The 25,433-nt window shown below is 65.7% G+C and carries 28 protein-coding genes; 11 read left to right on the top strand and 17 right to left on the bottom strand.

What is annotated here, in order from left to right; genetic code table 11:
• Positions 1 to 57 precede the first annotated feature (57 nt).
• The 4 genes from coaD to VUG52_RS25680 all read right to left on the bottom strand — a co-directional run bounded on the left by coaD (position 58) and on the right by VUG52_RS25680 (position 4,306).
• Positions 58 to 537: a pantetheine-phosphate adenylyltransferase gene (gene coaD / locus VUG52_RS25695; protein ID WP_028689146.1), complete on the bottom strand. Its 480-nt coding sequence runs from the start codon at positions 535 to 537 to the stop codon at positions 58 to 60.
• Positions 538 to 648: 111 nt separating this feature from the next.
• On the bottom strand, positions 649 to 2,247 hold the full coding sequence (locus VUG52_RS25690; RefSeq protein WP_331832248.1) for a GMC family oxidoreductase: 1,599 nt from the start codon (positions 2,245 to 2,247) through the stop codon (positions 649 to 651).
• Between the two features lie 130 nt (positions 2,248 to 2,377).
• On the bottom strand, positions 2,378 to 2,863 hold the full coding sequence (locus VUG52_RS25685) for a hypothetical protein (protein ID WP_050707375.1): 486 nt from the start codon (positions 2,861 to 2,863) through the stop codon (positions 2,378 to 2,380).
• Between the two features lie 12 nt (positions 2,864 to 2,875).
• Positions 2,876 to 4,306 (bottom strand): coniferyl aldehyde dehydrogenase, encoded by a 1,431-nt coding sequence (locus VUG52_RS25680; protein WP_331832247.1) that lies wholly within the window; start codon positions 4,304 to 4,306, stop codon positions 2,876 to 2,878.
• 145 nt (positions 4,307 to 4,451) lie between these two features.
• Between VUG52_RS25680 and VUG52_RS25675 the strand changes: the two genes are divergently transcribed.
• Together VUG52_RS25675 and VUG52_RS25670 are read left to right on the top strand one after the other, a co-directional pair.
• The gene (locus VUG52_RS25675) at positions 4,452 to 5,117 is read left to right on the top strand and encodes a TetR/AcrR family transcriptional regulator (RefSeq protein ID WP_050707373.1); all 666 of its coding nucleotides are present in this window, start codon (positions 4,452 to 4,454) and stop codon (positions 5,115 to 5,117) included.
• Between the two features lie 35 nt (positions 5,118 to 5,152).
• A complete protein-coding gene (locus VUG52_RS25670) occupies positions 5,153 to 6,007 on the top strand; it encodes a sulfurtransferase (protein WP_050707372.1) in 855 nt (284 codons plus the stop codon).
• An 89-nt stretch (positions 6,008 to 6,096) separates the two neighbouring features.
• On the opposite strand, the gene VUG52_RS25665 is transcribed toward VUG52_RS25670, so the two are convergent.
• From VUG52_RS25665 to VUG52_RS25650, 4 genes are read right to left on the bottom strand one after another with little or no spacing between them, the layout of a single operon-like run.
• Positions 6,097 to 7,089, bottom strand: coding sequence for a hydrolase (locus tag VUG52_RS25665; RefSeq protein ID WP_050707371.1), 993 nt, complete (start codon positions 7,087 to 7,089; stop codon positions 6,097 to 6,099).
• A gap of 60 nt (positions 7,090 to 7,149) precedes the next feature.
• Entirely contained in the window at positions 7,150 to 7,764 is a 615-nt protein-coding gene (gene rsmD / locus VUG52_RS25660) for a 16S rRNA (guanine(966)-N(2))-methyltransferase RsmD (RefSeq protein WP_050707370.1), read from the bottom strand.
• Positions 7,764 to 9,257, bottom strand: coding sequence for a M16 family metallopeptidase (locus VUG52_RS25655; RefSeq protein ID WP_331832246.1), 1,494 nt, complete (start codon positions 9,255 to 9,257; stop codon positions 7,764 to 7,766). Before VUG52_RS25655 ends, rsmD begins: the two co-directional genes overlap by 1 nt.
• A complete protein-coding gene (locus tag VUG52_RS25650) occupies positions 9,250 to 10,605 on the bottom strand; it encodes a M16 family metallopeptidase (protein WP_186732444.1) in 1,356 nt (451 codons plus the stop codon). Before VUG52_RS25650 ends, VUG52_RS25655 begins: the two co-directional genes overlap by 8 nt.
• A gap of 234 nt (positions 10,606 to 10,839) precedes the next feature.
• On the opposite strand from VUG52_RS25650, the gene ftsY reads away from it, so the two are divergent.
• The 4 genes from ftsY (at position 10,840) to rpoH (ending at position 15,061) form a co-directional block, all read left to right on the top strand.
• A complete protein-coding gene (ftsY, locus tag VUG52_RS25645; protein WP_331832245.1) occupies positions 10,840 to 12,402 on the top strand; it encodes a signal recognition particle-docking protein FtsY in 1,563 nt (520 codons plus the stop codon).
• A complete protein-coding gene (gene ftsE, locus VUG52_RS25640; protein WP_011531723.1) occupies positions 12,399 to 13,070 on the top strand; it encodes a cell division ATP-binding protein FtsE in 672 nt (223 codons plus the stop codon). The genes ftsY and ftsE overlap by 4 nt, the downstream gene beginning before the upstream one ends.
• Positions 13,067 to 14,095: a permease-like cell division protein FtsX gene (ftsX, locus tag VUG52_RS25635; protein WP_050707366.1), complete on the top strand. Its 1,029-nt coding sequence runs from the start codon at positions 13,067 to 13,069 to the stop codon at positions 14,093 to 14,095. Before ftsE ends, ftsX begins: the two co-directional genes overlap by 4 nt.
• Before the next feature lie 111 nt (positions 14,096 to 14,206).
• A complete protein-coding gene (gene rpoH / locus VUG52_RS25630; RefSeq protein ID WP_050707365.1) occupies positions 14,207 to 15,061 on the top strand; it encodes an RNA polymerase sigma factor RpoH in 855 nt (284 codons plus the stop codon).
• 165 nt (positions 15,062 to 15,226) lie between these two features.
• Here rpoH and mtgA read toward each other — a convergent pair whose 3' ends face one another.
• Positions 15,227 to 15,937, bottom strand: a complete 711-nt coding sequence (mtgA, locus tag VUG52_RS25625) for a monofunctional biosynthetic peptidoglycan transglycosylase (protein ID WP_331832244.1) — start codon at positions 15,935 to 15,937, stop codon at positions 15,227 to 15,229.
• 64 nt (positions 15,938 to 16,001) lie between these two features.
• Between mtgA and VUG52_RS25620 the strand changes: the two genes are divergently transcribed.
• The 5 genes from VUG52_RS25620 (at position 16,002) to VUG52_RS25600 (ending at position 18,828) form a co-directional block, all read left to right on the top strand.
• On the top strand, positions 16,002 to 16,373 hold the full coding sequence (locus tag VUG52_RS25620) for a DUF423 domain-containing protein (RefSeq protein WP_050707363.1): 372 nt from the start codon (positions 16,002 to 16,004) through the stop codon (positions 16,371 to 16,373).
• 102 nt (positions 16,374 to 16,475) lie between these two features.
• Positions 16,476 to 16,676: a sulfur carrier protein ThiS gene (gene thiS / locus VUG52_RS25615; protein ID WP_050707401.1), complete on the top strand. Its 201-nt coding sequence runs from the start codon at positions 16,476 to 16,478 to the stop codon at positions 16,674 to 16,676.
• Positions 16,677 to 16,728: 52 nt separating this feature from the next.
• On the top strand, positions 16,729 to 17,541 hold the full coding sequence (locus VUG52_RS25610; protein WP_050707362.1) for a thiazole synthase: 813 nt from the start codon (positions 16,729 to 16,731) through the stop codon (positions 17,539 to 17,541).
• Between the two features lie 9 nt (positions 17,542 to 17,550).
• On the top strand, positions 17,551 to 18,273 hold the full coding sequence (trmB, locus tag VUG52_RS25605) for a tRNA (guanosine(46)-N7)-methyltransferase TrmB (protein ID WP_028689129.1): 723 nt from the start codon (positions 17,551 to 17,553) through the stop codon (positions 18,271 to 18,273).
• Between the two features lie 180 nt (positions 18,274 to 18,453).
• Positions 18,454 to 18,828 carry a hypothetical protein gene (locus VUG52_RS25600; protein WP_262950694.1) on the top strand — a complete coding sequence of 125 codons (375 nt, stop codon included), beginning with the start codon at positions 18,454 to 18,456 and terminating at the stop codon, positions 18,826 to 18,828.
• A 764-nt stretch (positions 18,829 to 19,592) separates the two neighbouring features.
• Here the strand turns inward: VUG52_RS25600 and VUG52_RS25595 are convergent.
• The 8 genes from VUG52_RS25595 to proC form a co-directional block, all read right to left on the bottom strand.
• On the bottom strand, positions 19,593 to 19,919 hold the full coding sequence (locus VUG52_RS25595) for a DUF3392 family protein (RefSeq protein WP_011531731.1): 327 nt from the start codon (positions 19,917 to 19,919) through the stop codon (positions 19,593 to 19,595).
• 9 nt (positions 19,920 to 19,928) lie between these two features.
• Positions 19,929 to 21,107, bottom strand: coding sequence for a radical SAM family heme chaperone HemW (gene hemW / locus VUG52_RS25590; protein WP_050707361.1), 1,179 nt, complete (start codon positions 21,105 to 21,107; stop codon positions 19,929 to 19,931).
• The gene (gene rdgB / locus VUG52_RS25585; protein WP_331832242.1) at positions 21,104 to 21,700 is read right to left on the bottom strand and encodes an RdgB/HAM1 family non-canonical purine NTP pyrophosphatase; all 597 of its coding nucleotides are present in this window, start codon (positions 21,698 to 21,700) and stop codon (positions 21,104 to 21,106) included. The genes hemW and rdgB overlap by 4 nt, the downstream gene beginning before the upstream one ends.
• Positions 21,697 to 22,131 carry a DUF4426 domain-containing protein gene (locus VUG52_RS25580; protein ID WP_028689126.1) on the bottom strand — a complete coding sequence of 145 codons (435 nt, stop codon included), beginning with the start codon at positions 22,129 to 22,131 and terminating at the stop codon, positions 21,697 to 21,699. The genes rdgB and VUG52_RS25580 overlap by 4 nt, the downstream gene beginning before the upstream one ends.
• Positions 22,132 to 22,156: 25 nt before the next feature.
• On the bottom strand, positions 22,157 to 22,777 hold the full coding sequence (gene metW / locus VUG52_RS25575) for a methionine biosynthesis protein MetW (RefSeq protein ID WP_011531735.1): 621 nt from the start codon (positions 22,775 to 22,777) through the stop codon (positions 22,157 to 22,159).
• A gap of 7 nt (positions 22,778 to 22,784) precedes the next feature.
• Positions 22,785 to 23,924 carry a homoserine O-succinyltransferase MetX gene (metX, locus tag VUG52_RS25570; RefSeq protein WP_050707359.1) on the bottom strand — a complete coding sequence of 380 codons (1,140 nt, stop codon included), beginning with the start codon at positions 23,922 to 23,924 and terminating at the stop codon, positions 22,785 to 22,787.
• An 88-nt stretch (positions 23,925 to 24,012) separates the two neighbouring features.
• Complete coding sequence (locus VUG52_RS25565) at positions 24,013 to 24,603, bottom strand: YggT family protein (RefSeq protein ID WP_050707358.1); 591 nt, start codon at positions 24,601 to 24,603, stop codon at positions 24,013 to 24,015.
• 10 nt (positions 24,604 to 24,613) lie between these two features.
• Positions 24,614 to 25,432, bottom strand: a complete 819-nt coding sequence (gene proC, locus VUG52_RS25560; RefSeq protein WP_050707357.1) for a pyrroline-5-carboxylate reductase — start codon at positions 25,430 to 25,432, stop codon at positions 24,614 to 24,616.
• Position 25,433 lies beyond the last annotated feature (1 nt).

The following is a 25,433-nucleotide window of genomic DNA, read 5'->3' as shown; positions in this document are numbered from 1 at the left end:
AATTGTGCCGGATTCGCGCCCGCAGTGCACGCGGGCGCGACATCGTGACCGCGAGGCTTACTTGCGAAAGCGCTCGGTCAGCGCGTCGGCCACGGCAGGGTGGACGAACTTGCTGATATCACCGCCCAACGCGGCGATTTCCCGGACCAACGTCGAGGAAATGAACGAATAGCGCTCGGACGGCGTGAGGAACAGGCTCTCGACGTCCGGCGCCAGCTGGCGGTTCATGTTGGCCAGCTGGAACTCGTACTCGAAATCGGACACCGCGCGCAGGCCGCGCAGGAAGACATTGGCGTTCTGCTCCTTGGCAAAATGCGCCAGTAGCGAGGAGAAGCCGATGACTTCGACATTGGGCAGGTGCTTGGTGACCTCGCGGGCCAGCGCTACCCGCTGTTCCAGGGGGAACAGGGGGTTCTTCTTGGGGCTGGCCGCCACGGCGATGATCACGTGGTCGAACAGGCGCGAAGCACGCTCGACCAGGTCGCCATGGCCTTTGGTAATGGGGTCGAAAGTACCCGGGTACAACACTCGGTTCATCGCGTCATCCTGGCTGGAGTGCGTTGGGGAGTCGGATGGTAGCGCAGCGATTGCGCCCGGCCAAGTCGCGTGGCTGGTCGATGGCACTATAGACAGCATGGCTATTGGCTGTCATGCGCCGGATGCCAGGCGGCCGACCAGCGCCTCGCTGAGCAGGGCGGTCAGGGCATAGACCGACAGCTGCGGGTTGGCGCCGATGCTGGTGGGGAACAGCGAACCGTCGTGGACCGACAGGTTTTCCAGCTGGTGATGCCGGCCCAGACTGTCGCACACCGCCTGGCGCGGATCCTCGCCCAGGGCGCAGCCGCCCATGACGTGGGCGCTGCCCAGGCGCATGCGAAACAGTTCCAGGGGCAGGTTGTCGATCAATGCCTTGGCGTGTACCGGGTTGTCGGCATACCGGGCATCGGCATGCACCGGCAGCACCCGGCGGGCACCGGCGGCGAACTGGATCTGCGCCATGCTGTGCCAGGCCCGGCGCAGCCCGTCGCGCAGGTAGTCGGTGACCGGATAGTCGAGCACCGGCGAGCCATCGCCACGCAACTCCACCTGGCCGCCGGGGCTGTCCGGGTGGAAACCATCGCGCAGCAGCGCCAGCATCACGTGGGTATGGGGCAGCTCGGCCATGCGCAGGGCATTGTCCTGTCCATGGCCGCCGAGCAGGGTGCTGGCCAGGGCCGGGTGCAGTGGCGGGACTTCGAGCTTGTAGCCGACCGGGCCGGCGACGCCGTCCTGCCACTGGAACTGGTCGCTGTAGATCGACTGCGGCGCGCCGTAGTACGGGTCGATCTTCGCCTCGAACTGCGCGGCGCTGAAGTTGACCAGGTGCAGGAAGGTGCGTTTGCCCAGGCGCTGGTGAGGGTCGGGCGCGCCGGAGCGCAGCAGCAGCGCCGGGCTGTTGATGCCGCCGCCGGCCAGTACGTAATGCCGGGCACGCACGAGCACCTGTCGGCCGGTGGGCTGGATCCCCTGGGCGTCCAGGGCCTGGCATTGCAGGTGGTCGATGCGTTGGCCGTCGTGGCTGAAGCGCTCGGCGCGGGCCAGGTAAAGCAATTCGCCGCCTTGCTCGAGGGTGGCCGGAATGCTGGTGACCAGCATCGACTGCTTGGCGTTGACCGGGCAGCCCATGCCGCAGTAGCCCAGGTTCCAGCAGCCGCGAACGTTGCGCGGGATCACCGCCCAGCGCAGGCCGAGCGCCTCGCAGCCGCGACGCAACACGTCGTTGTTGGCATTGGGCGGCATCATCCAGGGGCTGATGCCCAGGTGCTGCTCCATGCGTTCGAACCAGGGTTTCAGGCTGTCGCTGTCCAGGCCCTTGACCCCATGTTCGCGGGCCCAGTGTTCCAGGGTCTGTGGCGGCGTGCGGAAACTCGAGGTCCAGTTGACCAGGGTGGTACCGCCTACCGCCCGGCCCTGCAGGATGGTGATGGCGCCGTCCTTGCTCAGGCGACCCAGGCCCTCCTGGTAGAGATCGGCATAGGCCTCGTGCTCAAGTAGGTGGAAGTCGCTGCTGGTCTTCAGCGGGCCTTCCTCGATCAGCAGCACCTTCAGCCCGGCCGCGCTCAGCCGTTCGGCGGTTGTGGCGCCGCCCGCGCCGCTGCCGATCACGGCGACGTCGGCTTCGAGGCTCAGGTCCTGCTCCAGGCGCGAGCCATCGTGGGTGATCCAGCCTCGAGCGAGGCCTTGGCGAAACGGGTCGGGGACGGGCATTGGCTTCCCTTTTTATGAGTCGACGGTTCGTGGGAGCGGGCTTGCCCCGCGAAGCAAGCAGCGCTGTGCCTGGCGTCGGCTTTGCCGGTGTTCGCGCGGCAAGCCCGCTCCCACAGGAGTATGTGACAGGTCAGATCTTCGGCGGTCCTGGATAGCCGCAGGCCGCCCAGGCCTCGGGGCGTTCGTACCAGGCCATGAGCAGCAGTTGCAGCAGCGAGGCATGACCCTGGCGCAGCAGGTTCAGCGAACTGTCCCGCCAGCGTTCGAGAAAGCGCTCCAGCTCGCTGTCCGTGGCGCTGGCCCAGCCGCCCCAGATACCGGTCAGCGGCCCTCGGGTCAGGGGCAGGGTGAGCACGTCGAACAGTTGCCGGGTCAGCTTGAGCATGGCGGGCGACAGCGCCGCCAGCTTGTGGTCGAGGCTGTGCAGCACCCATTCGGTGGAAGCCTGGGTACCCGCCAGCACGACGGGTATCAGGGCCTGCAGCAGAGGCAGGTCATCATCGCGCAGGACCTGATAACCGGGCGAGGCCGTCTGCGGCGAGCAGCCGACCAAACTGGTGGCGCCCAGGAACAGGCTGGCGCCGAAGCTGAACCTGAGCAGGTCGCGGCGATGCACAGGCGCCGGCACTCAGCGGATGAACAGCTTGTAGACCAGGCGCTGCAAGGCCTTGCCATAGGGCGGGTAGATCGTCTTGGCGGCATTGATGCGCTGCTTGGCCAGCACGGCCTTGGCCTTGCTGAATGTCAGGAAACCCTCGTGGCCATGGTAGTGGCCCATGCCGGACGGGCCGACGCCGCCGAACGGCAGGTCATCCTGGGCCACGTGCAGCAGGGTGTCGTTGAGGCAGACCCCGCCGGAGTGGGTGTCGCGCAGTACCCGTGCCTGCTCGCCCTTGTCGTAGCCGAAATAGTAGAGCGCCAGGGGCCGGGGACGCTGATTGATGTAGGCCAGGGCGTCGTCCAGGCGGTCGTAGGGCACCAGGGGCAGCAGCGGGCCGAAGATCTCGTCCTGCATCACCTGCATGCCGTCGTGCACCTGCAGCAGCAGGTGTGGCGGCAGATGGCGGCCCTGGCGGGGCTCGTCGGGGTAGAGGTCGACCACCTGGGCGCCTTGCTCGCGGGCATCATCCAGCAGGCGGTTGAGGCGACCGAGTTGGCGCTCGTTGATGATCGCGCTGTAGTCGGTGTTGTCGGTCAGGCGCGGATAGAAGCGGTGCACGGCACGCCGGTAGGCGTCGGCGAAGGCGTCCAGGCGCTCGCGGGGCACCAGCACGTAGTCGGGGGCGACGCAGGTCTGCCCGGCATTGAGGGTCTTGCCGAAGGCGATGCGTTCAGCGGCAGTGTCCAGCGGCACGTCGGCCGAGACGATGGCCGGCGACTTGCCGCCCAGCTCCAGGGTCACCGGGGTGAGGTTCTGCGCGGCGGCCAGCATCACATGGCGGCCGACGCTGGTGGCACCAGTGAACAGCAGGTGGTCGAAAGGCAGGCGGGCGAAGGCCTGGCCGACCTCCACCTCGCCCAGTACTACACTGACCAGGTCGCTGGGGAATACACGCCCAAGCAGGTCCTTGATGGCCTGCCCGCTGGCGGGTGTGGACTCGCTGAGCTTGAGCATCACCCGGTTGCCGGCGGCCAGGGCGCCGGTCAGCGGGCCGATGGCGAGGAACAGCGGGTAGTTCCACGGCACGATGATCCCCACCACCCCCAGTGGTTGGTACTCAACCCGCGCGCTGGCGGGCTGGAAGGCCAGGCCGACCTTGCGCCGCGAGGCGCGCATCCAGCGCCCCAGCTGTTTTTCCGCGTCGCGCAGGCCGAGGACCGACGGCATCAGCTCGGCGATCAGCGTCTCGTCGCGGCTGCGGCCACTGAAGTCGGCGTCGATGGTCGCGATCAGCGTCTCCTGCTCTGCCAGCAGCGCCTCGCGCAGGCTTTTCAGCCACTGCCGACGCTGCGCGGCCGGGGGCATCGGGTTGTCGGCGAAGGCCCGACGCAGGGCGTCGAACGTCGCTTGCAGGTCGAGGTCGGATTGCACAGGGGGGAGGACGGCAGGCGAGGTCATGGCGGCTCCGGGGGTGATAAGTGAATAGAGCATATACTCTAATTGGTACGATGGTGCACTCTTTTTCACCTGGCCGGCGGTGCACCCGACCTGCGGGAAGCCGTAAGATGGGCCCGATCAATCAAGCTGGAGACTGGAGCTGAGCATGGCCCCGCGCATGAAGACCCGAGAGCGCATCGTGCAGAGCAGCCTGGAGCTGTTCAACCAGCAGGGCGAGCGTTGCGTCAGCACCAACCACATAGCCGCGCACATGGAGATCTCGCCCGGCAACCTGTACTACCACTTCCCCAACAAGCAGGCGATCATCGCCGTGCTGTTCAACCAGTACGAAGAGCTGGTCGACAGCTTCCTGCGCCCGCCCCAGGGCCGCATCGCCACCGTCGAGGACAAGCGCTTCTACCTCAAGGCGCTGCTGGCGGCGATGTGGAACTACCGTTTCCTGCACCGCGACCTGGAGCACCTGCTCGACAGCGACCCGGAGCTGGCCGCCCGTTACCGGCGTTTCTCGCGGCGCTGTCTGCTGCAGGGACAGGCGATCTACCGCGGCTTCGTCGAGGCCGGCATCTTGAGCATGGACGGCCCGCAGATCGAGTCGCTGACCATCAACGCGTGGATCGTGCTGACCTCCTGGGTGCGTTTTCTCAGCACCACCCGTGAGCATTGCGCGCACCTGGGTGAAGAAGCGTTCATGCGCGGCGTCTATCAGGTGGTGGTGCTGGAACTGGGGTATGTCACCCCAGGCTCGCGTGCCGCGGTGCAGGCGTTGTGCGATGAGTTCCACGTTCCGTTCAACCAGGCCCTGGAGCAGTGATCCGGGGTCTTCGAGCCATTCATCAGGAGATTGTCATGCCCCTTGCGCAACTGATCACCCCGCAACAGCTGGCCGAACGCCTGGACGCGCCCGGCCTGGTGATCCTCGATTGCCGCTTTGCCCTGGAGGACGTCGATTACGGCCAACGCAGCTATGCCGAGGGGCATATCGCCGGGGCGCATTTCGCCGACCTCGAGCGTGACCTGAGCGGGCCGGTGGTCAAGGGCCGCACGGGGCGTCACCCGTTGCCCGATCCGCAGCGGCTGGTGGAGCGCCTGCGCGAGTGGGGCGTGGACAACGACAGCCAGGTGGTGCTTTACGATGACGGCCCCGGCGCCTTCGCCGCGCGCGCCTGGTGGCTGCTGGCCTGGCTGGGCAAGCGCGAGGCGGTGTTCATCCTCGACGGCGGCCTCAAGGCCTGGCACGCCGCCCACTTGCCATTGAGCCTGGACCCGCCCGTACGTCGCGAGGGGACGTTCAGCGGCGAGCCGGACATGAAGCTGCTGATCGACGCCACGCACCTGGGCAAGCGCCTGGACGATCCGGCGCTGACCCTGATCGATGCCCGCGGGTTGCCGCGTTTTCGTGGCGAGGTGGAGCCGATCGACCCGGTGGCCGGGCACATTCCGGGCGCCCAGTGCGCGGCGTTCACCGACAACCTTGGCGCCGACGGGCGTTTCCTGCCGGCCGACACGCTGAAGCAGCGTTTTGCCGAGAAGCTGGCCGGCCGTTCGCCGGAGGACCTGGTGGCCTATTGCGGCTCTGGCGTGACCGCCTGCCACAACCTGTTTGCCCTGGCGCTGGCGGGGTATCCGCTGGGGCGGCTGTATGCCGGGTCGTGGAGTGAGTGGATCAACGATCCGCAGCGTGGCGTGGCCACTGGCGAGTAATTCGTGAGGTGGGAGCGGGCCCGCTGATGCTATCGCGGGGCAAGCCCGCTCCCACGAAGCCCTCCCTCAGCCTTGTTCCTGGATGGGGTCTAGCGCCCGTCCATCAGCCATTGCGGAATACGCCGCTCCAGGTAATACCCCGGATTGCGCAGGCTGCCCTCGACGAACCCGACATGACCACCACGACTGTGCAGTTCGAACTGAGTCAGTGGCGCCAGTTCATCCACAGCCGGCAGGCTGTGACCGAACACGAACGGATCATCGCTGGCATGGATGATCAGCGTCGGCGTGCGGTTCTCCCCCAGGTAGTAGCGGCTGGATGCCCGGCGGTAGTAGTCATGGGCATCGCTGAAGCCATTGAGTGGCGCGGTCACCTTGCCATCGAAATCCCAGAAGGTGCGCAGGTTATGCAACGGCCCCAGGCGTTCCAGGGTCGCCAGCCCTTCATGGTGCCCCTTGTCCTGAAAGTGCCGCTGTTTGTCCTGCACGTATGCCAGCATCGCGCGCATGAAATGCGCCTGGTAGATCTTCGAGAAGCCCAGGCCGATGCGGTCGGCGCACTGGTCCAGGCGAAATGGTACCGACACCGCCACCGCCGCTTCCAGTTGGCTGGCCGAGCCACTTTCCCCCAGGTACTTGAGCAGCACATTGCCGCCCAGCGAGTAGCCCACGGCATACAGCGGCGCCAGGGGCCTCTGCGCCCGCAGGTGGCGGATGGTCTCGGCCAGGTCTTCGCTGGCCCCGGAGTGGTAGCTGCGTGCCAGCAGGTTGGGCTCGCCCGAACAGCCGCGCCAGTTCACCGCAACGCTGGCCCAGCCACGCCCCTGCAAGGCCAGTTGCAGGCCTTTGACGTAGGGTGAGTTGGACGAGCCGGTGAGGCCGTGGAGTACCAGCACCAGCGGCGTGTCGGGCTGGTGTGGCCCGTGCCAGTCGAGGTCGAGGAAGTCGCCGTCGGCCAGCCACAGGCGCTCGCGGTTGCGCGGCAGGTCCGGGAGCTTGCGCCAGAGGGGCCCCCACAGTGTCTGCAGGTGGGGGTTGGACAGGCCGGTGGCCGGGCGGAAGGTGGCGGTGAGACTGGGCATGCTGGGCGACTCGTGGTGTGCCTGCCTAGAGTGCCATGAAACACCGCCGCTGTACCTGCGCTATTGGTCGATGCCCGCTCGTTGCCACAACGCGTAGTGCACCTGGCCGGTCTTCTTCTCGCGGTGCAGGCGCCAGTTGCCCGGCATCGGCAGCGAGGAGGGTAAGGCTTCGCTTTCGGTGTAGATCCACGCCTGCTCGCGCAGCCACTGGCCCTGCTCCAGCAGGTTGCAGGTGTTGGCCAGCAGGTCCTGGTGGAACGGCGGGTCGAGGAACACCACGTCGAACTGCTGTTTGGCCGGGCCTTGCAGGTAGCGCAGGGCGTCGGTCTGCAGGATCTGCCCACGCGGGCAGCGCAGCAGTTCGAGGTTGTTCTTGAGGTTGGCGATGGCCGCCGGGTTGCTGTCCAGCGCCACGGCGTTCTCGGCGCCGCGAGACAAGGCCTCCAGCACCAGCGCGCCGCTGCCGGTGAAGGCGTCGAGCACCAGTGCGCCTTCGATGTGCGGCGCCAGCCAGTTGAACAGGGTCTCGCGCACGCGGTCAGGCGTCGGCCGCAGGCCTTCGCCTTCCGGCACGGCCAGGCGGCGGCTGCGCCACTCGCCGGCGATGATGCGCAGTTGGCCGGGGCCCTTGCTGGCGCCCGGTGCCGGGCGCGCTGAGGTGTTGGGTCTTGCCATTAGTGCTCCGGTACGCCGAGCGGCTGCTCGGCGGGTTTGTCAGTGGGGGCCGGCAGGGGCTGCTGGGCCACCTTCGGGCCGACGGTGACGATCACCAGCTTGTCCGCCGCCAGATGCTTGTTCATGGCGGTCTTGACCTGCTCGACGGTCAGCGCCTGGGACTGCTGCATGAAGTCTTCCAGCCAGCTCAGTGGCAGGTTGTAGAAGCCGATCGCGCCCAGCTGGCCGACGATGCTGGCATTGCTGGCGTTGGACAGCGGGAAGCTGCCGGCCAGTTCGCGCTTGGCATCGTCCAGCTCCTGCTGGGTCGGGCCGCTCTTGAGGTAGTCGGCAAGGATATCCCGAACCAGCTTGAGCGTGCCTTCGCTGAGTTCGGCGCGGGTCTGCAGGTTGATCATGAACGGACCGCGTACCTGCATCGGGCTGAACACCGAGTACACGCCATAGGTCAGGCCGCGTTTCTCGCGCACTTCGCTCATCAGGCGGGTACCGAAGGCGCCGCCACCGAGGATCTGGTTGCCCAGCGACAGGGCCGGCCAGTCCGGATCGTTACGGTCGATGCCCAGCTCGGCCAGCATCAGGTGGGTCTGCTTGGACGGGAAGTCGACATGGGTCGCGCCCGGCTTGGGTTCGACCGGCTGCTCGGGCTTGGCCAGGGCCGGGCCCTTGGGCAGGCCGGCGGAGACCTGGGCGGCAATGGCTTCGGCTTCTGCGCGGCTGAGGTCGCCGACCAGGGCGATCACCGCGTTGCCGGCCGAGTAGGCCTTGGCGTGGAAGCCGCGCAGCTGTTCCAGGGTAATGCCCGGGATGGTTTCGGCGGTGCCGTCGCTGGGGCTGGCATAAGGGTGTTTGCCGTAGAGGTTGGCGAACAGGGTCTTGCCGGCGATCTTGCCCGGGTTCTGTTTTTCGTATTCGAAACCGGCCAGCAGCTGGTTCTTGATGCGCTTGAGGGCATCCTCGGGGAAGGTCGGCTGGCCCACCACCTCGGTGAACAGCTTCAGCGCCGGCTCGCGCTTGTCGCTGGCGCTGAGGCTGCGCAGCGACGCCACGGCCATGTCGCGGTACGAACCGTTGCCGAAGTCGGCGCCCAGGCCTTCGAAGCCTTCGGCGATGGCGGTGACGTCCTTGCCAGCCACGCCCTCGTTGAGCATGGCGTTGGTCAGGGTGGCCAGGCCCGGGGTGCCGCCGTCCTGGCTGCTGCCGGCGGCGAAGGTCACTCGCAGGTCGAACATCGGCAGCTCGCGGGCCTCGACGAACAGCACGCGGGCGCCTTCGGCGGTGGACCAGTGCTGGATGTTCAGCTGGCGCCGGCTGGGGGCCTTGCCGTCCAGTTCGGCCAGCGATTGCAGGGTGTTGGCCGGGCGGGCCGCGGTGTCTGCCTTGCCTTGGTTGTCGGACTGGGCCGGGCGCGCCAGCAGCGCGGCGATGGCCACCACCAGCACGATGATCGCCAGGCCGAACAAGGTGTAGCGCGGTGCGCTGCGATCACTCATGGGCGGACTCCTCGGGCAGTACATGGGCAACGCTCAGGCGTTCGCGGGTGAAATAGGTGCGGGCGGCGGCCTGGATGTCCTCCGGGGTCACGCGCTTGAGGTCGTCGAGCTCGCTGTCGATCAGCTTCCAGGACAGGCCGACGGTTTCCAGCTGGCCGATGGTGGTGGCCTGGCTGCTGATGGAATCACGGTCGTAGACCAGGCCGGCAATCACCTGGGCGCGCACGCGTTCGAGTTCCTCGGCAGTCGGCGGCGTGGTCTTGAGCTCGTCGAGCAGTTGCCAGATGCCTTTCTCCACTTCGGCCAGGGTCTTGTGCTTCTGCACGTTGGGCGTGGCCGAGATCATGAACAGGCTGTCGCCGCGGGTGAAGGCGTTGTAGCTGGACGAGGCGCCGGCCACCAGTTCCTGGCCGCGTTCCAGGCGCGCCGGCATGCGGGCGCTGTAGCCGCCGTCGAGCAGGGCCGAGATCAGGCGCAGGGCGTTGACGCCGCGCGGGTCCTTGGCCGTGGCCAGGGCCGGTACGTTGAAGCCGTAGACCAGGCTGGGTAGTTGCGTGCGCAGGTGCAGGGTGAGCTGGCGCAGGCCTGGCTCGGCCAGTTCCAGCGGCAGCTTGCTTGGCGGCACGGCGCGCTTGGGGATGGGGCCAAAGTACTTTTGCGCGAGGGCCTTCACCTCGTCGGGCTTGACGTCGCCGACCACCACCAGGGTGGCGTTGTTCGGCGCGTACCAGGACTCGTACCAGTGGCGCAGTTCCTCGACCTTCATGCGCTCGAGGTCGGCCATCCAGCCGATGGTCGGGGTGTGGTAGCCGCTGGCCGGGTAGGCCATGGCGCGGAACAGCTCGAAGGCCTTGGCGTTGGGCTGGTCGTCGGTGCGCAGGCGGCGTTCTTCCTTGATCACCTCGATTTCGCGGCTGAACTCGTCGGCCGGCAGGCGCAGGCTGGCCAGGCGGTCGGCTTCCAGCTCGAAGGCCACCGGCAGGCGGTCACGGGCCAGCACCTGGTAATAGGCGGTGTAGTCGTCGCTGGTGAAGGCGTTCTCCTCGGCGCCGAGATCGCGCAGGATGCGCGAGGCCTCGCCGGGGCCGAGCTTGGCGCTGCCCTTGAACATCATGTGCTCCAGGGCGTGGGACAGGCCGGTCTGGCCCGGCGTCTCGTAGCTGGAACCGACCTTGTACCAGATCTGCGAAACCACCACCGGCGCACGGTGGTCCTCGCGCACGACCACCTTCAGGCCGTTGTCGAGGATGAATTCGTGGGTGGGTTGCACATCGGCGGCGAAGGCCGCCAGCGGCAGGCACAGCGTGCCGAGCAACAGGCCAGCGGCGCGGCGGGCTAGAGCATTCATACGGTGTTCAACCTGTTCGGCGGCCCGCTTGGGTTTAGCGTCGGCGGGCCAGGAGGTGCTAGGATACTGATCCGGTTGCCTGGCGACCATGCCTGTCGCCGTTCTGGCCCGCAGGCCCTTACGACAAAACGTTGCGCATGAACCCGCTGGCTTCACAGTAGTCTGTTCTGCGTGACTCAAGAATTCCCGGTGCGCCACTGCTGGCGCATCGCTACCCTGAGATAGCCGTCTTCCATGTTTGGTTCCAACGACGACAAAAAAGCGCCGGCCGCGGCTGGCGAGAAGAAAGGCCTGTTCAGCTGGTTCCGCAAGAAGCCGGAACAACCTGTCGCCGAACAGCCGCAAGCCCCTCAACCGCCCGTCGAGGCGCCGGTGGTACAGCAGCCTCCCGCCGAGCAGCCCGCTCCGCTGGCTGAGGCACCCCAGCCTGCGCCAGTAAGCGTGCCGGCCGAGCCTGAACCGGTTGCTCCACAGGTGGTGCAACCCATCCAGCCTGTGCCGGTGGAAGTCCCGGTCGAGCCTGCCCTGGTGGTCGAGCCTGAGCCTGTTGTTCAGGTACAAGCGCCGCAGGCTCCTGTGGCAGAGGGCTTGCCCGCGAATGCGGCGGACCTGCCGACGGTCGTGGTTGAGCCAGCGCCACCTGCACCCGTGAGCAACCTGGTGCTGCCGGTCGCGGAAGAGCCGGTTGCATTGGTGCCAGACCTCGAAGCCAAGGCGCCGCCGGTCATCCCCGAGCGCCCGGCCCCTGAGGTGGTGGTGCCCGAGCCCGCCCCGGTGGTGGTTGCTCCCGTGGTCGAGCCTGAACCCGAAGTGCCTGTCGCGCCGGCTGCCGTCGAACCTTCGCCAGTCGCCGCCGAGCCCGCCAAACAAGGCTTCTTCGCCCGCCTCAAGCAGGGCCTGTCGAAGACCAGCGCCAGCATTGGCGAAGGCATGGCCAGCCTGTTCCTGGGCAAGAAGGTCATCGACGACGACCTGCTCGACGAGATCGAGACCCGCCTGCTGACCGCCGACGTCGGCGTCGAGGCCACCTCGACCATCGTCCAGAACCTGACGCAGAAGGTCGCCCGCAAGCAGCTGGCCGACGCCGACGCCCTGTACAAGTCGCTGCAGGACGAGCTGGCCGCCTTGCTGCGTCCGGTCGAGCAGCCACTGAAGATCGAGGCGCAGAGCAAGCCCTACGTGATCCTGGTAGTCGGCGTGAACGGCGCCGGCAAGACCACCACCATCGGCAAGCTGGCCAAGAAGCTGCAGCTCGAAGGCAAGAAGGTCATGCTCGCCGCCGGCGACACCTTCCGCGCCGCGGCGGTGGAGCAGTTACAGGTCTGGGGCGAACGCAACCAGATCCCGGTGATCGCCCAGCACACCGGCGCCGACTCGGCCTCGGTGATCTTCGACGCCGTGCAGGCCGCCAAGGCCCGTGGCGTCGACGTGCTGATCGCCGACACCGCCGGCCGCCTGCACACCAAGGACAACCTGATGGAAGAGCTGAAGAAGGTCCGTCGGGTGATCGGCAAGCTCGACGCCGAGGCGCCCCACGAGGTGCTGCTGGTGCTCGATGCCGGTACCGGGCAGAACGCCATCAGCCAGGCCAAGTACTTCAACCAGAGCGTCGAGCTGACCGGCCTGGCCCTGACCAAGCTGGACGGCACCGCCAAGGGCGGCGTCATCTTCGCCCTGGCCAAGCAGTTCAACATCCCGATCCGCTTCATTGGTGTGGGCGAGGGTATCGACGACCTGCGCACCTTCGAGGCCGAACCTTTCGTCAAGGCGCTGTTCGCCGAGCGGGAACCTTCATGATTCGATTCGAACAGGTAGCCAAGCGCTATCCCAACGGCCACGTCGGCCTGCACGAACTGAGCTTCCGGGCGCGTCGTGGCGAGTTCCTGTTCGTCACCGGCCACTCCGGCGCCGGCAAGAGCACCCTGCTGCGCCTGCTGTTGGCCATGGAGCGTCCGACCAGCGGCAAGCTGCTGCTGGCCGGGCAGGACCTGGGCCAGATCAGCAACGCTCAGATCCCGTTCCTGCGCCGGCAGATCGGCGTGGTGTTCCAGAACCACCAGCTGCTGTTCGACCGCACGGTGTTCAACAACATCGCCCTGCCGCTGCAGATCCTCGGGCTGTCCAAGGCCGAGATCGCCAAGCGCGTGGATTCGGCGCTGGAGCGCGTGTCGCTGAGCGACAAGGGCGAGCTGTTCCCGGCCGACCTGTCCACTGGCCAGCAGCAGCGCGTGGGCATTGCCCGCGCCATCGTCCACCAACCGGCCCTGCTGCTGGCGGACGAGCCCACCGGTAACCTCGACCCGCGCCTGGCCGCCGAGATCATGGGCGTGTTCGAGGACATCAATCGCCTGGGCACCACGGTACTGATCGCCAGTCACGACCTGGCGCTGATCGCGCGCATGCGCCACCGCATGCTGACGCTGCAACGCGGCCGCTTGATCGGCGATGGGGAGGCCGGGCAATGAGCACCACACGTACACCAAAAGTTTCCGAGCGCGTGGCGCCGAAAGCCGCCGACCCGCAACCGGCGAAGAAGAAGCGCGGCGACCACGACGACGACGGCCCGGACTTCCGCACCCTGCTGCACGCCTGGCTGGAAAGCCACCGCGCCAGCCTGGCCGACAGCCTGCGCCGCCTGGCCAAGCAGCCGATCGGCAGTTTCTTCACCTGCCTGGTGATGGCCGTGGCGCTGAGCATGCCCATGGGCCTCTCGCTGCTGCTGAAGAACGTCGAGAAACTCGGCGGTTCGTGGCAGCGCGCGGCGCAGATCTCGCTTTACCTCAAGCTCGACGCCAGCAGCCGCGACGGCGAGGCCCTGCGTGACGAGATCAAGGGCATGCCGGGCGTCGCCGAGGCCCAGTACGTCAGTCGCGAGCAGGCGCTGGAAGAGTTCCAGCAGCAGTCGGGCCTGGGCGAGGCGCTACGCGAGCTGCCGGACAATCCACTGCCCGGCGTGGTGGTGGTAACCCCGACCGAGGTCGACAAACCCGCCCTGGAGGCCTTGCGCCAGCGCCTGTCCGAGCTGCCTCGGGTGGAAGCGGCGCAGCTGGACCTGGTGTGGGTCGAGCGTCTGGCGGCGATTCTCAAGCTGGGTGACCGGTTCGTCTTCGGCCTGGCGGTGATGCTGATTTCCGCTCTGCTGTTAGTAATCGGTAACACAATTCGTCTACATATCGAAAACCGCCGGGTCGAGATCGAAGTGATCAAGCTCGTCGGCGGCACCGACAGCTACGTGCGCCGGCCTTTCCTGTACATGGGCGCGCTGTACGGCCTGGGTGCGGGCGTGCTGGCCTGGGGCATCCTGGCGTTCGGCCTGAACTGGCTGAACGACGCGGTGGTCGGGCTGTCCGGCCTGTATGGCAGTGATTTTGCCCTGGGTGGCGTGCCGGCCTCGGATGGCCTTTCACTCTTGATCGGGGCGGTGCTGTTAGGGTATATCGGTGCATGGATCGCCGTCGCTCGTCACTTGAACGAGCTGGCACCGCGATAAATGTTTCATGGCCAGTATTGACAAATTTTTCATCCTGGAACTTGTACAACGGTTCCTTGTCTATGCTGGCAGTGCCCACAAGGCACGAGTCTGTAAGCCGGAGGTACTTGAATGACCACATCGTTGCAACCTGCCTATGCCCTGGTTCCCGGTGCAAACCTGGAAGCCTACGTGCACACGGTCAACAGCATCCCCTTGCTGTCGCCGGAGCAGGAGCGTGATCTGGGCGAGCGTCTCTACTATGAGCAGGATCTCGAGGCCGCTCGTCAAATGGTGATGGCCCACCTGCGTTTCGTCGTACACATCGCCCGTAGCTACGCCGGCTACGGGTTGGCCCAGGCCGACCTGATCCAGGAAGGCAACGTCGGCCTGATGAAGGCGGTAAAGCGTTTCAACCCGGAAATGGGCGTGCGTCTGGTGTCCTTCGCGGTGCACTGGATCAAGGCCGAGATCCATGAGTTCATCCTGCGCAACTGGCGCATCGTCAAGGTGGCCACTACCAAGGCCCAGCGCAAGCTGTTCTTCAACCTGCGCAGCCAGAAGAAGCGTCTGGCCTGGCTGAACAACGACGAAGTGCATCGCGTGGCCGAAAGCCTCGGCGTCGAGCCCCGTGAAGTGCGCGAGATGGAAAGCCGTCTGAGCGGCCAGGACATGGCCTTCGACCCGGCGGCCGAAGCCGACGACGACAGCGCCTTCCAGTCGCCCGCGCATTACCTGGAAGACCACCGCTACGACCCGGCAGTGCAGCTCGAGGATGCCGATTGGAGCGACAACTCCACCAGCAACCTGCATGAAGCGCTGCAAGGCCTGGATGATCGCAGTCGCGATATCCTCTATCAGCGCTGGTTGGCCGAGGAAAAGGCCACGCTGCATGAGCTGGCGGAGAAATACAGCGTTTCGGCCGAGCGTATTCGCCAGCTCGAGAAGAACGCGATGAACAAGGTCAAGGCACTGATCGCGATCTGATCGGCGCCTGGCTGGAGTGAAAAAGCCGCTGTTCTCGCAAGAGACAGCGGCTTTTTTGTCTGCCGAGAATGTGGCGGGAGCGTGGGAGCGGGCTTGCCCCGCGATGGCGATGTTGCGAATGAATCGGCTATCGCGGGGCAAGCCCGCTCCCACGAAAGCCAGGTCTCAAAGCCTGCGCGAAGTATCCAGCTGCATCAGGTAGCTCGGCCCGCCCAGCTGGCTCATCTGCCGGCGAATCCAGCCCGCCCGGCTCGCCACATACGCGCTTGGCCGGCTGGCACTCCACTTGATCGGGCTCGGCAGCACCGCCGCGAGCTGTGCGGCCTGTTGTCGCGTCAGGCGGCTGGCGTTCACGCCGAAATGATAGCGTGCCGCGGCCTGGGCACCGAACACGCCCTTGCCCCATTCGGCGCTGTTCAGGTAGACCTCGAGAATCCGCTCCTTCGACCAGAACAGTTCGATCAGCGCGGTGAACCAGGCTTCCAGCCCCTTGCGCAGCCAGCTGCGTCCGGACCACAGGAACATATTCTTGGCCACCTGCTGGGTCAGGGTGCTGGCGCCACGCACCTTGCCGCCGCGCTCGTTGTAGGCCAGCGCCGCCTGGATCGCCGGGATGTCGAAGCCCCAGTGGCTGGCGAACTTCTGGTCCTCGCCGGCGATGACCGCGACCTTGAGTTCGTCGGAGATGTCCTCCCACGGCGTCCAGTCGCGTTGCAGGTCGATGGGCTCGCCGCTGAACCACGACTCCACCTTGCGCTCGACCATCAGCGCGGTGCCGGGCGGTGGAACCCAGCGCAGCAACAGGACCACGGCGGCGCTGCCGGCTGCGAACCAGAGCAGGGCGCGGGAGAGGCGGCGCAGGAGAGATGACAGCATGGTGATGGCTTGGCCGGACCGTTGGAACGGGCCATTATACAGACCCCTCCCGAGGAGTCGTCCCATGCTTCGCAGCTTCCTGATGCTCGCCGCGTTCTTCGGCTTTACCGGCGTCGCCCTCGGCGCCTTCGCCGCCCATGGCCTGAAGAGCCGTCTCAGCGCCGACTACCTGGCGATCTTCCATACCGGCGTGACCTACCAGCTGGTGCACGCCCTGGCGATCCTCGCGGTGGCGGTGCTCTCGGCGCACCTGCCGGGGCGCCTGGTCGGCTGGGCCGGCGGTCTGTTCGCCGTGGGTATCGTGCTGTTCTCCGGTAGCCTCTACGTACTGACCCTGAGCGGTCTGGGCAAGCTCGGCATGATCACTCCGCTGGGCGGCCTGTGCTTGCTCGCTGGCTGGCTGTGCCTGGGCCTGGCCGCCTGGCGCCTGGGCTGACCGAACGGTCCACAATCGCGACTAATGGCGCGCATCGCCCTTGGGTTGCGGGGTGGATCGGGGCTAGAATGCGGGCCCCAAAGAATAATGGTGGCCGTGCGCATGCGCATTCAATTGAACGGTGAACCTTACGAACTGCCCGAGGGCGAGAGCGTCGCGGCGCTGCTGGGCCGGCTGGAGCTGGCCGGTCGCCGGGTGGCGGTGGAACTGAACCTGGACATCGTGCCGCGCAGCCAGCACGAGAGCACGCGATTGAGCGAAGGCGACCAGGTCGAAGTGGTTCATGCCATTGGCGGTGGTTGAGCGCATCCCGCCGATTCATCCAAAGCCCCGTAACCTTTCCTGAGGAACATCGATGAGCAACGTTCGCAGCGACAAGCCTTTCGTCCTGGCCGGGCGCACTTTCCAGTCGCGCCTGCTGGTCGGCACCGGCAAGTACCGTGACATGGAAGAAACCCGCCTGGCCACCGAGGCCTCGGGTGCCGAGATCGTCACCGTGGCCGTGCGTCGCACCAACCTCGGCCAGAACGCGGGCGAGCCGAACCTGCTCGATGTGCTGTCGCCCGACAAGTACACCATCCTGCCGAACACCGCCGGCTGCTTCGATGCGGTCGAGGCGGTGCGTACCTGCCGCCTGGCCCGTGAGCTGCTCGACGGCCACAAGTCCCACGAGGAGCGGACGCTGGTGAAGCTGGAAGTGCTGGCCGACCAGAAGACCCTGTTCCCTAATGTGATCGAAACCCTCAAGGCCGCCGAAGTACTGGTCAAGGACGGCTTCGACGTGATGGTCTACACCAGCGATGACCCGATCATCGCCCGCCAGCTGGCCGAAGCCGGCTGCATCGCCGTCATGCCGCTGGCCGGCCTGATCGGCACCGGCCTGGGTATCTGCAACCCGTACAACCTGCAGATCATCCTCGAGGAATCCAAGGTGCCGGTGCTGGTCGATGCCGGCGTGGGTACCGCCTCCGACGCAACCATCGCCATGGAGATGGGCTGCGAGGCGGTGCTGATGAACTCGGCCATCGCCCATGCCCAGCAGCCGGTAATGATGGCCGAGGCCATGAAGCACGCCATCCTTGCCGGCCGCATGGCGTATCTCGCCGGGCGCATGCCGAAGAAACTCTATGCCAGCGCGTCCTCGCCGCTGGAAGGTCTGATCAAGTAAGAGCCCCAGATGACTGAATCGCAAGAAACGCCGATCACCGAAGACGGCGAAGCCCGCCCGCACCGCCGCATCAAGAGTTTCGTGATGCGTGCCGGGCGCATGACCGAAGGCCAGCAACGCGGCCTGGAGCAGGGTGGTCCGCTGTTCATCCTGCCGCTGACCGATAGCCCAGTGGACTACGACCAGGTGTTCGGCCGTTCGGCGCCGCGCACCCTGGAGATCGGCTTCGGCATGGGCCATTCGCTGCTGGAAATGGCCGCCGCCTCGCCGGAGCTGGACTTCATCGGTGTCGAAGTGCACCGTCCGGGTGTCGGCGCGTTGCTCAATGGCGTGCTGACCCAGGGCCTGAAGAACCTGCGGGTGTACGACTGTGATGCCATCGAAGTGCTCAACCGCTGCGTGGCCGACAACAGCCTCGATCGCCTGATGCTGTTCTTCCCGGATCCGTGGCACAAGGCGCGTCATCACAAGCGCCGGATCGTCCAGCTGGAGTTTGCCGAGCTGGTGCGCCGCAAGCTCAAGCCCGGTGGCGTATTCCACATGGCGACCGACTGGGAGCCCTATGCCGAATACATGCTGGAAGTGATGAGCGCAGCGCCAGGCTATCGCAACCAGGCGGCCGATGGCGCCTACGTGCCACGCCCGGAAGAACGGCCGATCACCAAGTTCGAGCGCCGTGGTGAACGCCTTGGGCATGGGGTGTGGGACTTGAAATTCGAGAAGGTGAGCTGAGCCGGATTCGTTCGGCGCTGTCCTTCAAGCCTGCGAGGTTGCAGGTACAAAAAAACCGCCTTGAGAAGGGCGGTTTTTTTATGCGGGCTTCGGGTTACGAATCCTCTGCCTGCGTGTTTCATTTTCACTGGAGACAGTTCACGGTTTAAATACTAGGGTTGCCTGGAGGTCACGTCAATCGTGGAAATATCCAGCATTACGTGTGACTGGGCGAGTAACAGCTTCACCTTTTCAGAAAGCGTAAGATCACGCCGCTCCCATGTGATTCTTTCCAGTGTCGGGCCGGGAACGAATTCAATCCGTTGTCTCGGCCCCTTCGACGCGGCCCACGAACCGCGCCGGTGGAGTTTTCGAAGGGCCATCCACCTGGCCGCTTCACTGGAGATGGTTCACACGATTTCCGAAGGCGTCGAAGTGCCGGTCAGACGCTGGAAGATTGGCCCAGCCAACACGGAGGCCAAGGCATATGAAGCGTTTGCTGAATACGCTGAGCCGCGTCTGGAAGCTGATTCGGATCCTGATTGTTTTCAGGTCTGTCAGGGACTTCCTGCGTGATCACTTTGACGATGCCCGCTAAGGGTTAGTCGGGTGAGAAGCCGTCCTGGCTCGCCAGGGCGGCTTTTAGCAAGCGCTCAGCCCCGCCGATAAGCCGCCCCGTGCACCTTGGGATACATCGGCAGGGCGCCAGCCAGGTCTGCCTGCATCCATAAAAAAAACCGCCTGGCGAAGGGCGGTTTTTTTATGCGGGCTTTGGGTTACGAGCCCTAGGCCTGCCTACTTCAGTATCACTGGAGAGACTTCACAAGCGCGATACTAGGGCTGCCTTGATACTACGTCAATGGTGGAAATATCCAGCATTAACTGTGAACGTGCCAGTAACAACATTGAGTTTTCTGCTGGCGTAAAGTGGCGCCGCTCTCATGTGGATTAATCCAGTGATGGGCCGGGAAACGAACTCATTCTCGGCCCCTTCGACGCGGCCCACGAACCGCGCCGGTAGTTTCTCGAAGGGCCACCCACCTGGCCACTTCACTGGAGAGACTTCACATGATCTCCGAAGGCGTCGAAGTGCCGGTCAGACGCTGGAAGATTGGCCCAGCCAACACGGAGGCCAAGGCATATGAAGCGTTTGCTGAATACGCTGAGCCGCGTCTGGAAGCTGATCCGGATCCTGGTTGTTTTCAGGTCCGTCAGGGACTCTGTGGGAGCGGGTTTACCCGCGAACACCGGCGAAGCCGGTGCCAACCATAGTGTTGTCTGCTTCGCGGGTGAACCCGCTCCCACAGGAGCGGTTCAATCTTGCGAAGTCGTGTCAGCACTCAGCCCCGCCGATCAGCTACGACCCCAATCAATACAAGCACCACCAGCAGCACCGGTGCCAGCGCATAGTTGTTGAACTGCCCCAGCCCCTTCACGATCCACGGCGTCGCATAGATCAGTGCCGCGCCGCTGCCGATCATCACCAGCAGCGCCATGAACGGCACCCGCAGGGCACCGGCCAGGCCACCCAGGCGGCCTTCCACCCAGCCCTTGATGTCGGTGCCGAACAGCACCAGCAGGCAGCCCACCAGGGCCAGCGAAATTTCTGACAGGTTGCTGCGGCTCCAGCGGGAAACGGTCGAGAGCAGGTCAAGTACCAGGTCCATGGGTCATCCTTAATTCAAGAAGTACTGCAGCAGGTCGTTGAGGAACAGCTGACCGCGCGGTGTGGCGGCCAGCCGATCCGGTTCGACCTGCAAAAGGCCTTTTTGTTCGGCTTCACGGCGGGCCTCGGCCAGTTGTGCCAAGGGTAGGCCGGTGCGCAGGCTGAACAGTTCGGCTTCCACTCCGTCGGTGAGGCGCAGGGCGTTCATCAGGAACTCGAAGGGTAGCTCATCGGCCGGCAGCAGCTTCTCGCCCGCCTTGAACGGCTTGGCCGGGTTCAGGTAGTCCTTGGGCAGGCGGGTCTTCCAGGTGCGCAGGATGCGTCCGTCCGGGAACGACAGTTTGCCATGGGCGCCGGCACCGATGCCGATGAAGTCGCCGAAGCGCCAGTAGTTCAGATTGTGCCGCGCGGCACGGTCGGCCTGGGCGTAGGCCGAGACTTCGTACTGGCGGTAACCGTGCTCGGCCATCAACGCCTGGCCGGCTTCCTGGATATCCCAAAGGATATCGTCCTCGGGCAGCTCGGGCGGCTGGTTCCAGAACACCGTGTTCGGCTCTACCGTCAGCTGGTACCAGGACAGGTGCGTCGGCGCCAGTTCGATGGCCTGGCGCAGGTCGCCCAGGGCGTCGCCGAGCGACTGGTCCGGCAAGCCGTGCATCAGGTCCATGTTGAAGTTGTCGAAGCCTGCCGCACGGGCCATGTCTGCGGCGCGCACCGCTTCGGCACCATTGTGGATGCGCCCGAGCTTCTCGAGCTTGGCTGGCTGGAAACTCTGCACGCCGATGGACAGGCGGTTGATGCCGGTCTGCCGGTAGGCCTTGAACTTCTCCTGCTCGAAGGTGCCCGGGTTGGCCTCGAGGGTGATCTCGATGTCCGGGGCGAACGGGATGCGTTGCTCGACTCCGCGCAGCAGACGACCCAGCGCATCGGCGCTGAAAAGGCTGGGGGTGCCGCCGCCGAAGAAGATCGTGCTGATCGGGCGGCCCTGGACGGCAGGCAGCTCCTGGTCGAGATCGGCCAGCAGGGCGTCGATGTATTCGGCTTCCGGCAGCGCCGGACCGGCCTGGTGCGAGTTGAAGTCGCAGTACGGGCATTTGCGCACGCACCAGGGAATATGGATGTACAGCGACAGCGGCGGGAGCTCGGGAAGGATCAGGCCCGCCGGTTGCACGAACAGCTTTTCGGTCATGCCAGGCCCAGACGTTGACGCAGCAGGGCCATGGCGCGGGCGCGGTGGCTGAGCTGGTTCTTGTCGACCGGGGCGAGGTCGGCGCTGGAGCAGTTGCGCTCCGGGACCCAGAACAGCGGGTCGTAGCCGAAGCCGTGCTCACCGCTGGCCTCGAACAGGATGCTGCCGTGCCACAGGCCTTCGCAGAGGATCGGCAGCGGATCGTCGGCATGCCGCACCAGGGCCAGGACGCAGACGAACTGCGCGCCGCGCTGGTCTGCAGGCACGTCCTTGAGCGCTTCGAGCAGCTTGGCGTTGTTCGCCGCGTCGCCCTTGCCGTCGGCGTAGCGCGCCGAGTAGATGCCCGGCGCGCCGCCGAGGAAGTCCACCGCCAGGCCCGAGTCGTCGGCCAGGGCCGGCAGGCCGGAGATGCGTGCGGCGTTGCGCGCCTTGAGGATGGCGTTCTCGACGAACGACAGGCCGGTCTCTTCCGGCTCCACCTGGCTGAATTCGCCGATCGAACGCAGGTGCACGGACTCGCCGAGCATGGCCTGCAGTTCCTTGAGCTTGCCGGCGTTGTGGCTGGCCAATACGAGTTGCGTAAGATTCATCATTCGCCTGGGAACACTTCCTGGTTGAAGCTGAGTTTATGGCTGACGCCACCGGTTTCGACGTTGATATCGAAGGTGACGGTCTCGGCCTGGTCGATCTTGAACTGGGCGATGTAGTAGACCGCGCCCTGATCGGTGATCTGCTTGAACGACAGCGGGTTGCTGCGCCCGGTCAGGTCCTTCACCGTGCCGCTGACCACTGCTGTCGAAGGCTTCTCGGCCTTGAGCACGGCGATGTTGAGCACGCCCTGGTTCTTGCTGCGGGTCAGGCCCGTGGCGGCGGCGATGTCCGGTTGCAGCATGCTCGAGGTGAAGGCGCTGTAGTGGACCGTCACATCGCCGAACACCTCCTTGCGCTCCGGCTTGGCGGCATCGGCAGCCAGTACCGGCAAGGCCAGGCACAGGCTGATCAGAAACAGTGCTAGTCGACGCATGATCCCATTCCTCCGTTCGCGGGGGTCAGACCGCGAGCTGATGCTCCTGCAGGCCCGGGCTGCTGACCCGATAGATACCGATCTCACCTAGAAGATTAGGCCATAGCCGCCCGCCCAACCCGTTACGGTGCAGACGGTCGACGGCCAGGCGGTCGAGAACCTTGGCGTGGCGCTCATGGCACAGGTTCTCGAAGTCCTCGAAGGTGCAGAAGTGGATGTTCGGCGTGTTGTACCAGGTATACGGCATGAAGTCCGAAACCGGCATGCGACCCTTGGTCGCCAGGTACCAGCGGCAGCGCCAGTGGCCGAAGTTGGGGAAGGTAATGATGCACTGGCGGCCCACCCGCAACATCTCGTCGAGGATCCGGTCGGGGTACTCCACGGCCTGCAGGGCCTGGGTCATGACCACCACGTCGAAACTGTTGCTGGCGAAGTTGCCCAGGCCCTTGTCCAGGTCCTGCTCGATGACGTTGACGCCCTTGGCCACGCAGGCGGCGATGTTATCGGCGTCGATCTCCAGGCCATAGCCGGTGACATTCTTGCGCTCGCGCAAGGAGGCCAGCAGTTCGCCGTTGCCGCAGCCCAGGTCGAGGACTCGGCTGCCAGCGGGGATCCAGTCTTGGATGATTTCCAGGTCGGCTCTCATGCGGTCCTCAGAGGGCGATGCGGTTCATGTAGTTCGCGAAACCCTGCATGTAGCGGGGCGTCGGGATGAGGAAGGCGTCGTGGCCATAGGGCGAGTCGATGTCCAGGTAGCAGACGTTCTTGCGCGCGGCCATCAGGGCGTCGACGATCTCCCGCGAGCGGGCCGGCGAGAAGCGCCAGTCGGTGGTGAACGACATGATGCAGTAGTCCGCCGTGACATGGGCCAGGGTTGCCGCCAGGTCGCCGCCATGGGCTGCAGCCGGGTCGAAGTAGTCCAGCGCCTTGGTCATCAGCAGGTAGGTGTTGGCGTCGAAGCGGCCGGAGAACTCTTCGCCCTGGTAGCGCAGGTAGCTCTCGACCTGGAACTCGACGCTGTGGAAGTCGTAGTTGAGCTTGTCGCTCTTGAGTTCGCGGCCGAATTTCTCGCCCATCGAGTCGTCGGACAGGTAGGTGATGTGGCCGACCATGCGCGCCAGCATCAGGCCGCGCTTGGGAATCACGCCCTGGTCCTGGAACGAGCCGCCGTGGAACTCGGGGTCGGTGAGGATGGCCTGGCGCGCCACTTCGTTGAAGGCGATGTTCTGCGCCGACAGCTTGGGCGCCGAGGCGATGTCCACGCAGTGACGCACGCGGTCCGGGTAGGTGATGGTCCACTGCAGGGCCTGCATGCCGCCGAGGCTGCCACCGACGATGGCGGCCCAGGTCTGTACACCTAAGCGGTCGGCCAGGCGCGCCTGGCTGTGAACCCAGTCCTCCACGGTCAGTACCGGGAAGTCGGCGCCGTAGGGCTTGCCGGTGGCCGGGTTGAGGCTGCTGGGGCCGGTGCTGCCGTTGCAGCCGCCGAGGTTGTTCAGGCTGACCACGAAGAAGCGGTTGGTGTCGATCGGCTTGCCGGGGCCGATGCAGCTGTCCCACCAGCCCGGCTTGCGGTCGGTGGCGGCATGGTAGCCGGCGGCATGGTGATGGCCGGACAACGCATGGCAGATCAGCACGGCATTGCTGGCGGCGGCGTTGAGGGTGCCATAGGTTTCGTAGATGAGCTCGTACGAGGCCAGGGAGCGGCCACAAGCCAGGGCCAGCGGTTCATCGAACCGGGCAATCTGCGGTGTTACCAGACCGACGGAATCTTCGGGAAGGACAGTGGACATCGACCCTGCTCACGCTTGACGGAGGCGTAAGTCTAAAGAGCGCTACCCCCAGCGGCAAGCAAAGGCTTGCCGCTGGATGCAGTACGGATCAGATCATCCGCCACAGCTCTTGTGGCATGCCGGCGTAGGCCGCCAGCTGGGGCATCAGGAACGACTGGATCACCTGGATGGCGATGAAGGCGAAGATCGGCGAAATGTCCATGCCGCCGAGGTTCGGCACCAGGCGGCGGAACGGCGCCAGCACCGGCTCGCTGATCTGGTAGGCCAGCTCGGCAGCGGGGTTGTGGCTGTTCGGCGCGACCCACGAGACGATGACCATGACGATCATTGCCACCCAGAAGATCTTCAGGAACAGCGAGGTGATGCCCAGGATCGACCACATCAGCAGGTGCAGGATGTCGCCGAAGGTACCGTAGGTGACCATCAGCACGAAGGCCATCAGCAGCGCCTGGATCAGGATCGACAGCAGCAGCGAGGAGGTATCCAGGCCGGCGATGCTGGGGACCACCCGGCGCAGCGGCTTGAGCAGCGGCTGGGTGGCGCGCACGGCGAACTGGCTCAGCGGGTTGTAGAAGTCGGCCTTGACCAGTTGCAGCACGAAGCGCAGCAGGACGATCACCAGGTACAGGCTGACCAGGGTTTGCACCACGAAGATCGCGGCGCCGGACAATGCATTCATCAATGGCTCCTTATTTGCCCAGTTGTTCGGCCAGTTCGGCGGAACGCTTCGCCGCGGCCTGAAGTGCCTGCTCGACGATCGCCTCGAAACCGCTGGCCTGGAACGACTTGATCGCCGCTTCCGTGGTGCCGGCCGGCGAGGTCACGCGGCGGCGCAGCTCGGCGGCGTCGACATCGCTGGCAACCGCCATGCGGGCGGCTCCCAGGGCGGTCTGCAAGGTGAGTTGCGAGGCGGTTTCACGCGGCAGGCCGAGTTTCTCGCCGGCGGCTGTCATGGCTTCGATCAGCAGGAAGAAATAGGCCGGGCCGCTGCCGGAGACGGCGGTGACGGCATCCAGCTGTTGTTCCTTGTCCAGCCACAAGGCGGTGCCGACGGCCGAAAGCAGTTGTTCGGCCTGCTGGCGCTGCTCGGTGGACACTTCCCCGGTGGCGTACAGGCCGCTGACGCCCTGGCGCAGCAGCGCCGGAGTGTTGGGCATGCAGCGCACCACCGGTATCGCGCCCAGCCAGGCCTGCAGGCTGGCGCAGGTGATGCCGGCGGCGATGGACACCACCAGTTGGCCGGGCTTGAGGTTCGGCTTCAGCGTTTCGCAGACCGCCTTCATGACCTGCGGTTTGACCGCCAGCACGATCACGTCCACGCCTTCGATGGCCTGGGCGTTGCTTTCGAAGGCTTCGATGCCGTGCTCGGCCTGGATCCGCGCGCGGGTCTCGGCACCCGGGTCGCTGGCGCGGATCTGCGCGGCGTCCAGGCCCTGGGCACGCAGGCCGCCGATCAGGCTGGCGGCCATGTTGCCGGCGCCGATAAAGGCAATACGAGTCTTGCTCATG

The organism is Pseudomonas sp. LH21 (assembly GCF_036549575.1).
GTDB classification, from domain to species: Bacteria; Pseudomonadota; Gammaproteobacteria; order Pseudomonadales; family Pseudomonadaceae; genus Aquipseudomonas; species Aquipseudomonas peradeniyensis.
The sequence above is the reverse complement of the archived record's forward strand: the minus strand, read 5'-3'. Positions and strand labels throughout refer to the sequence as shown.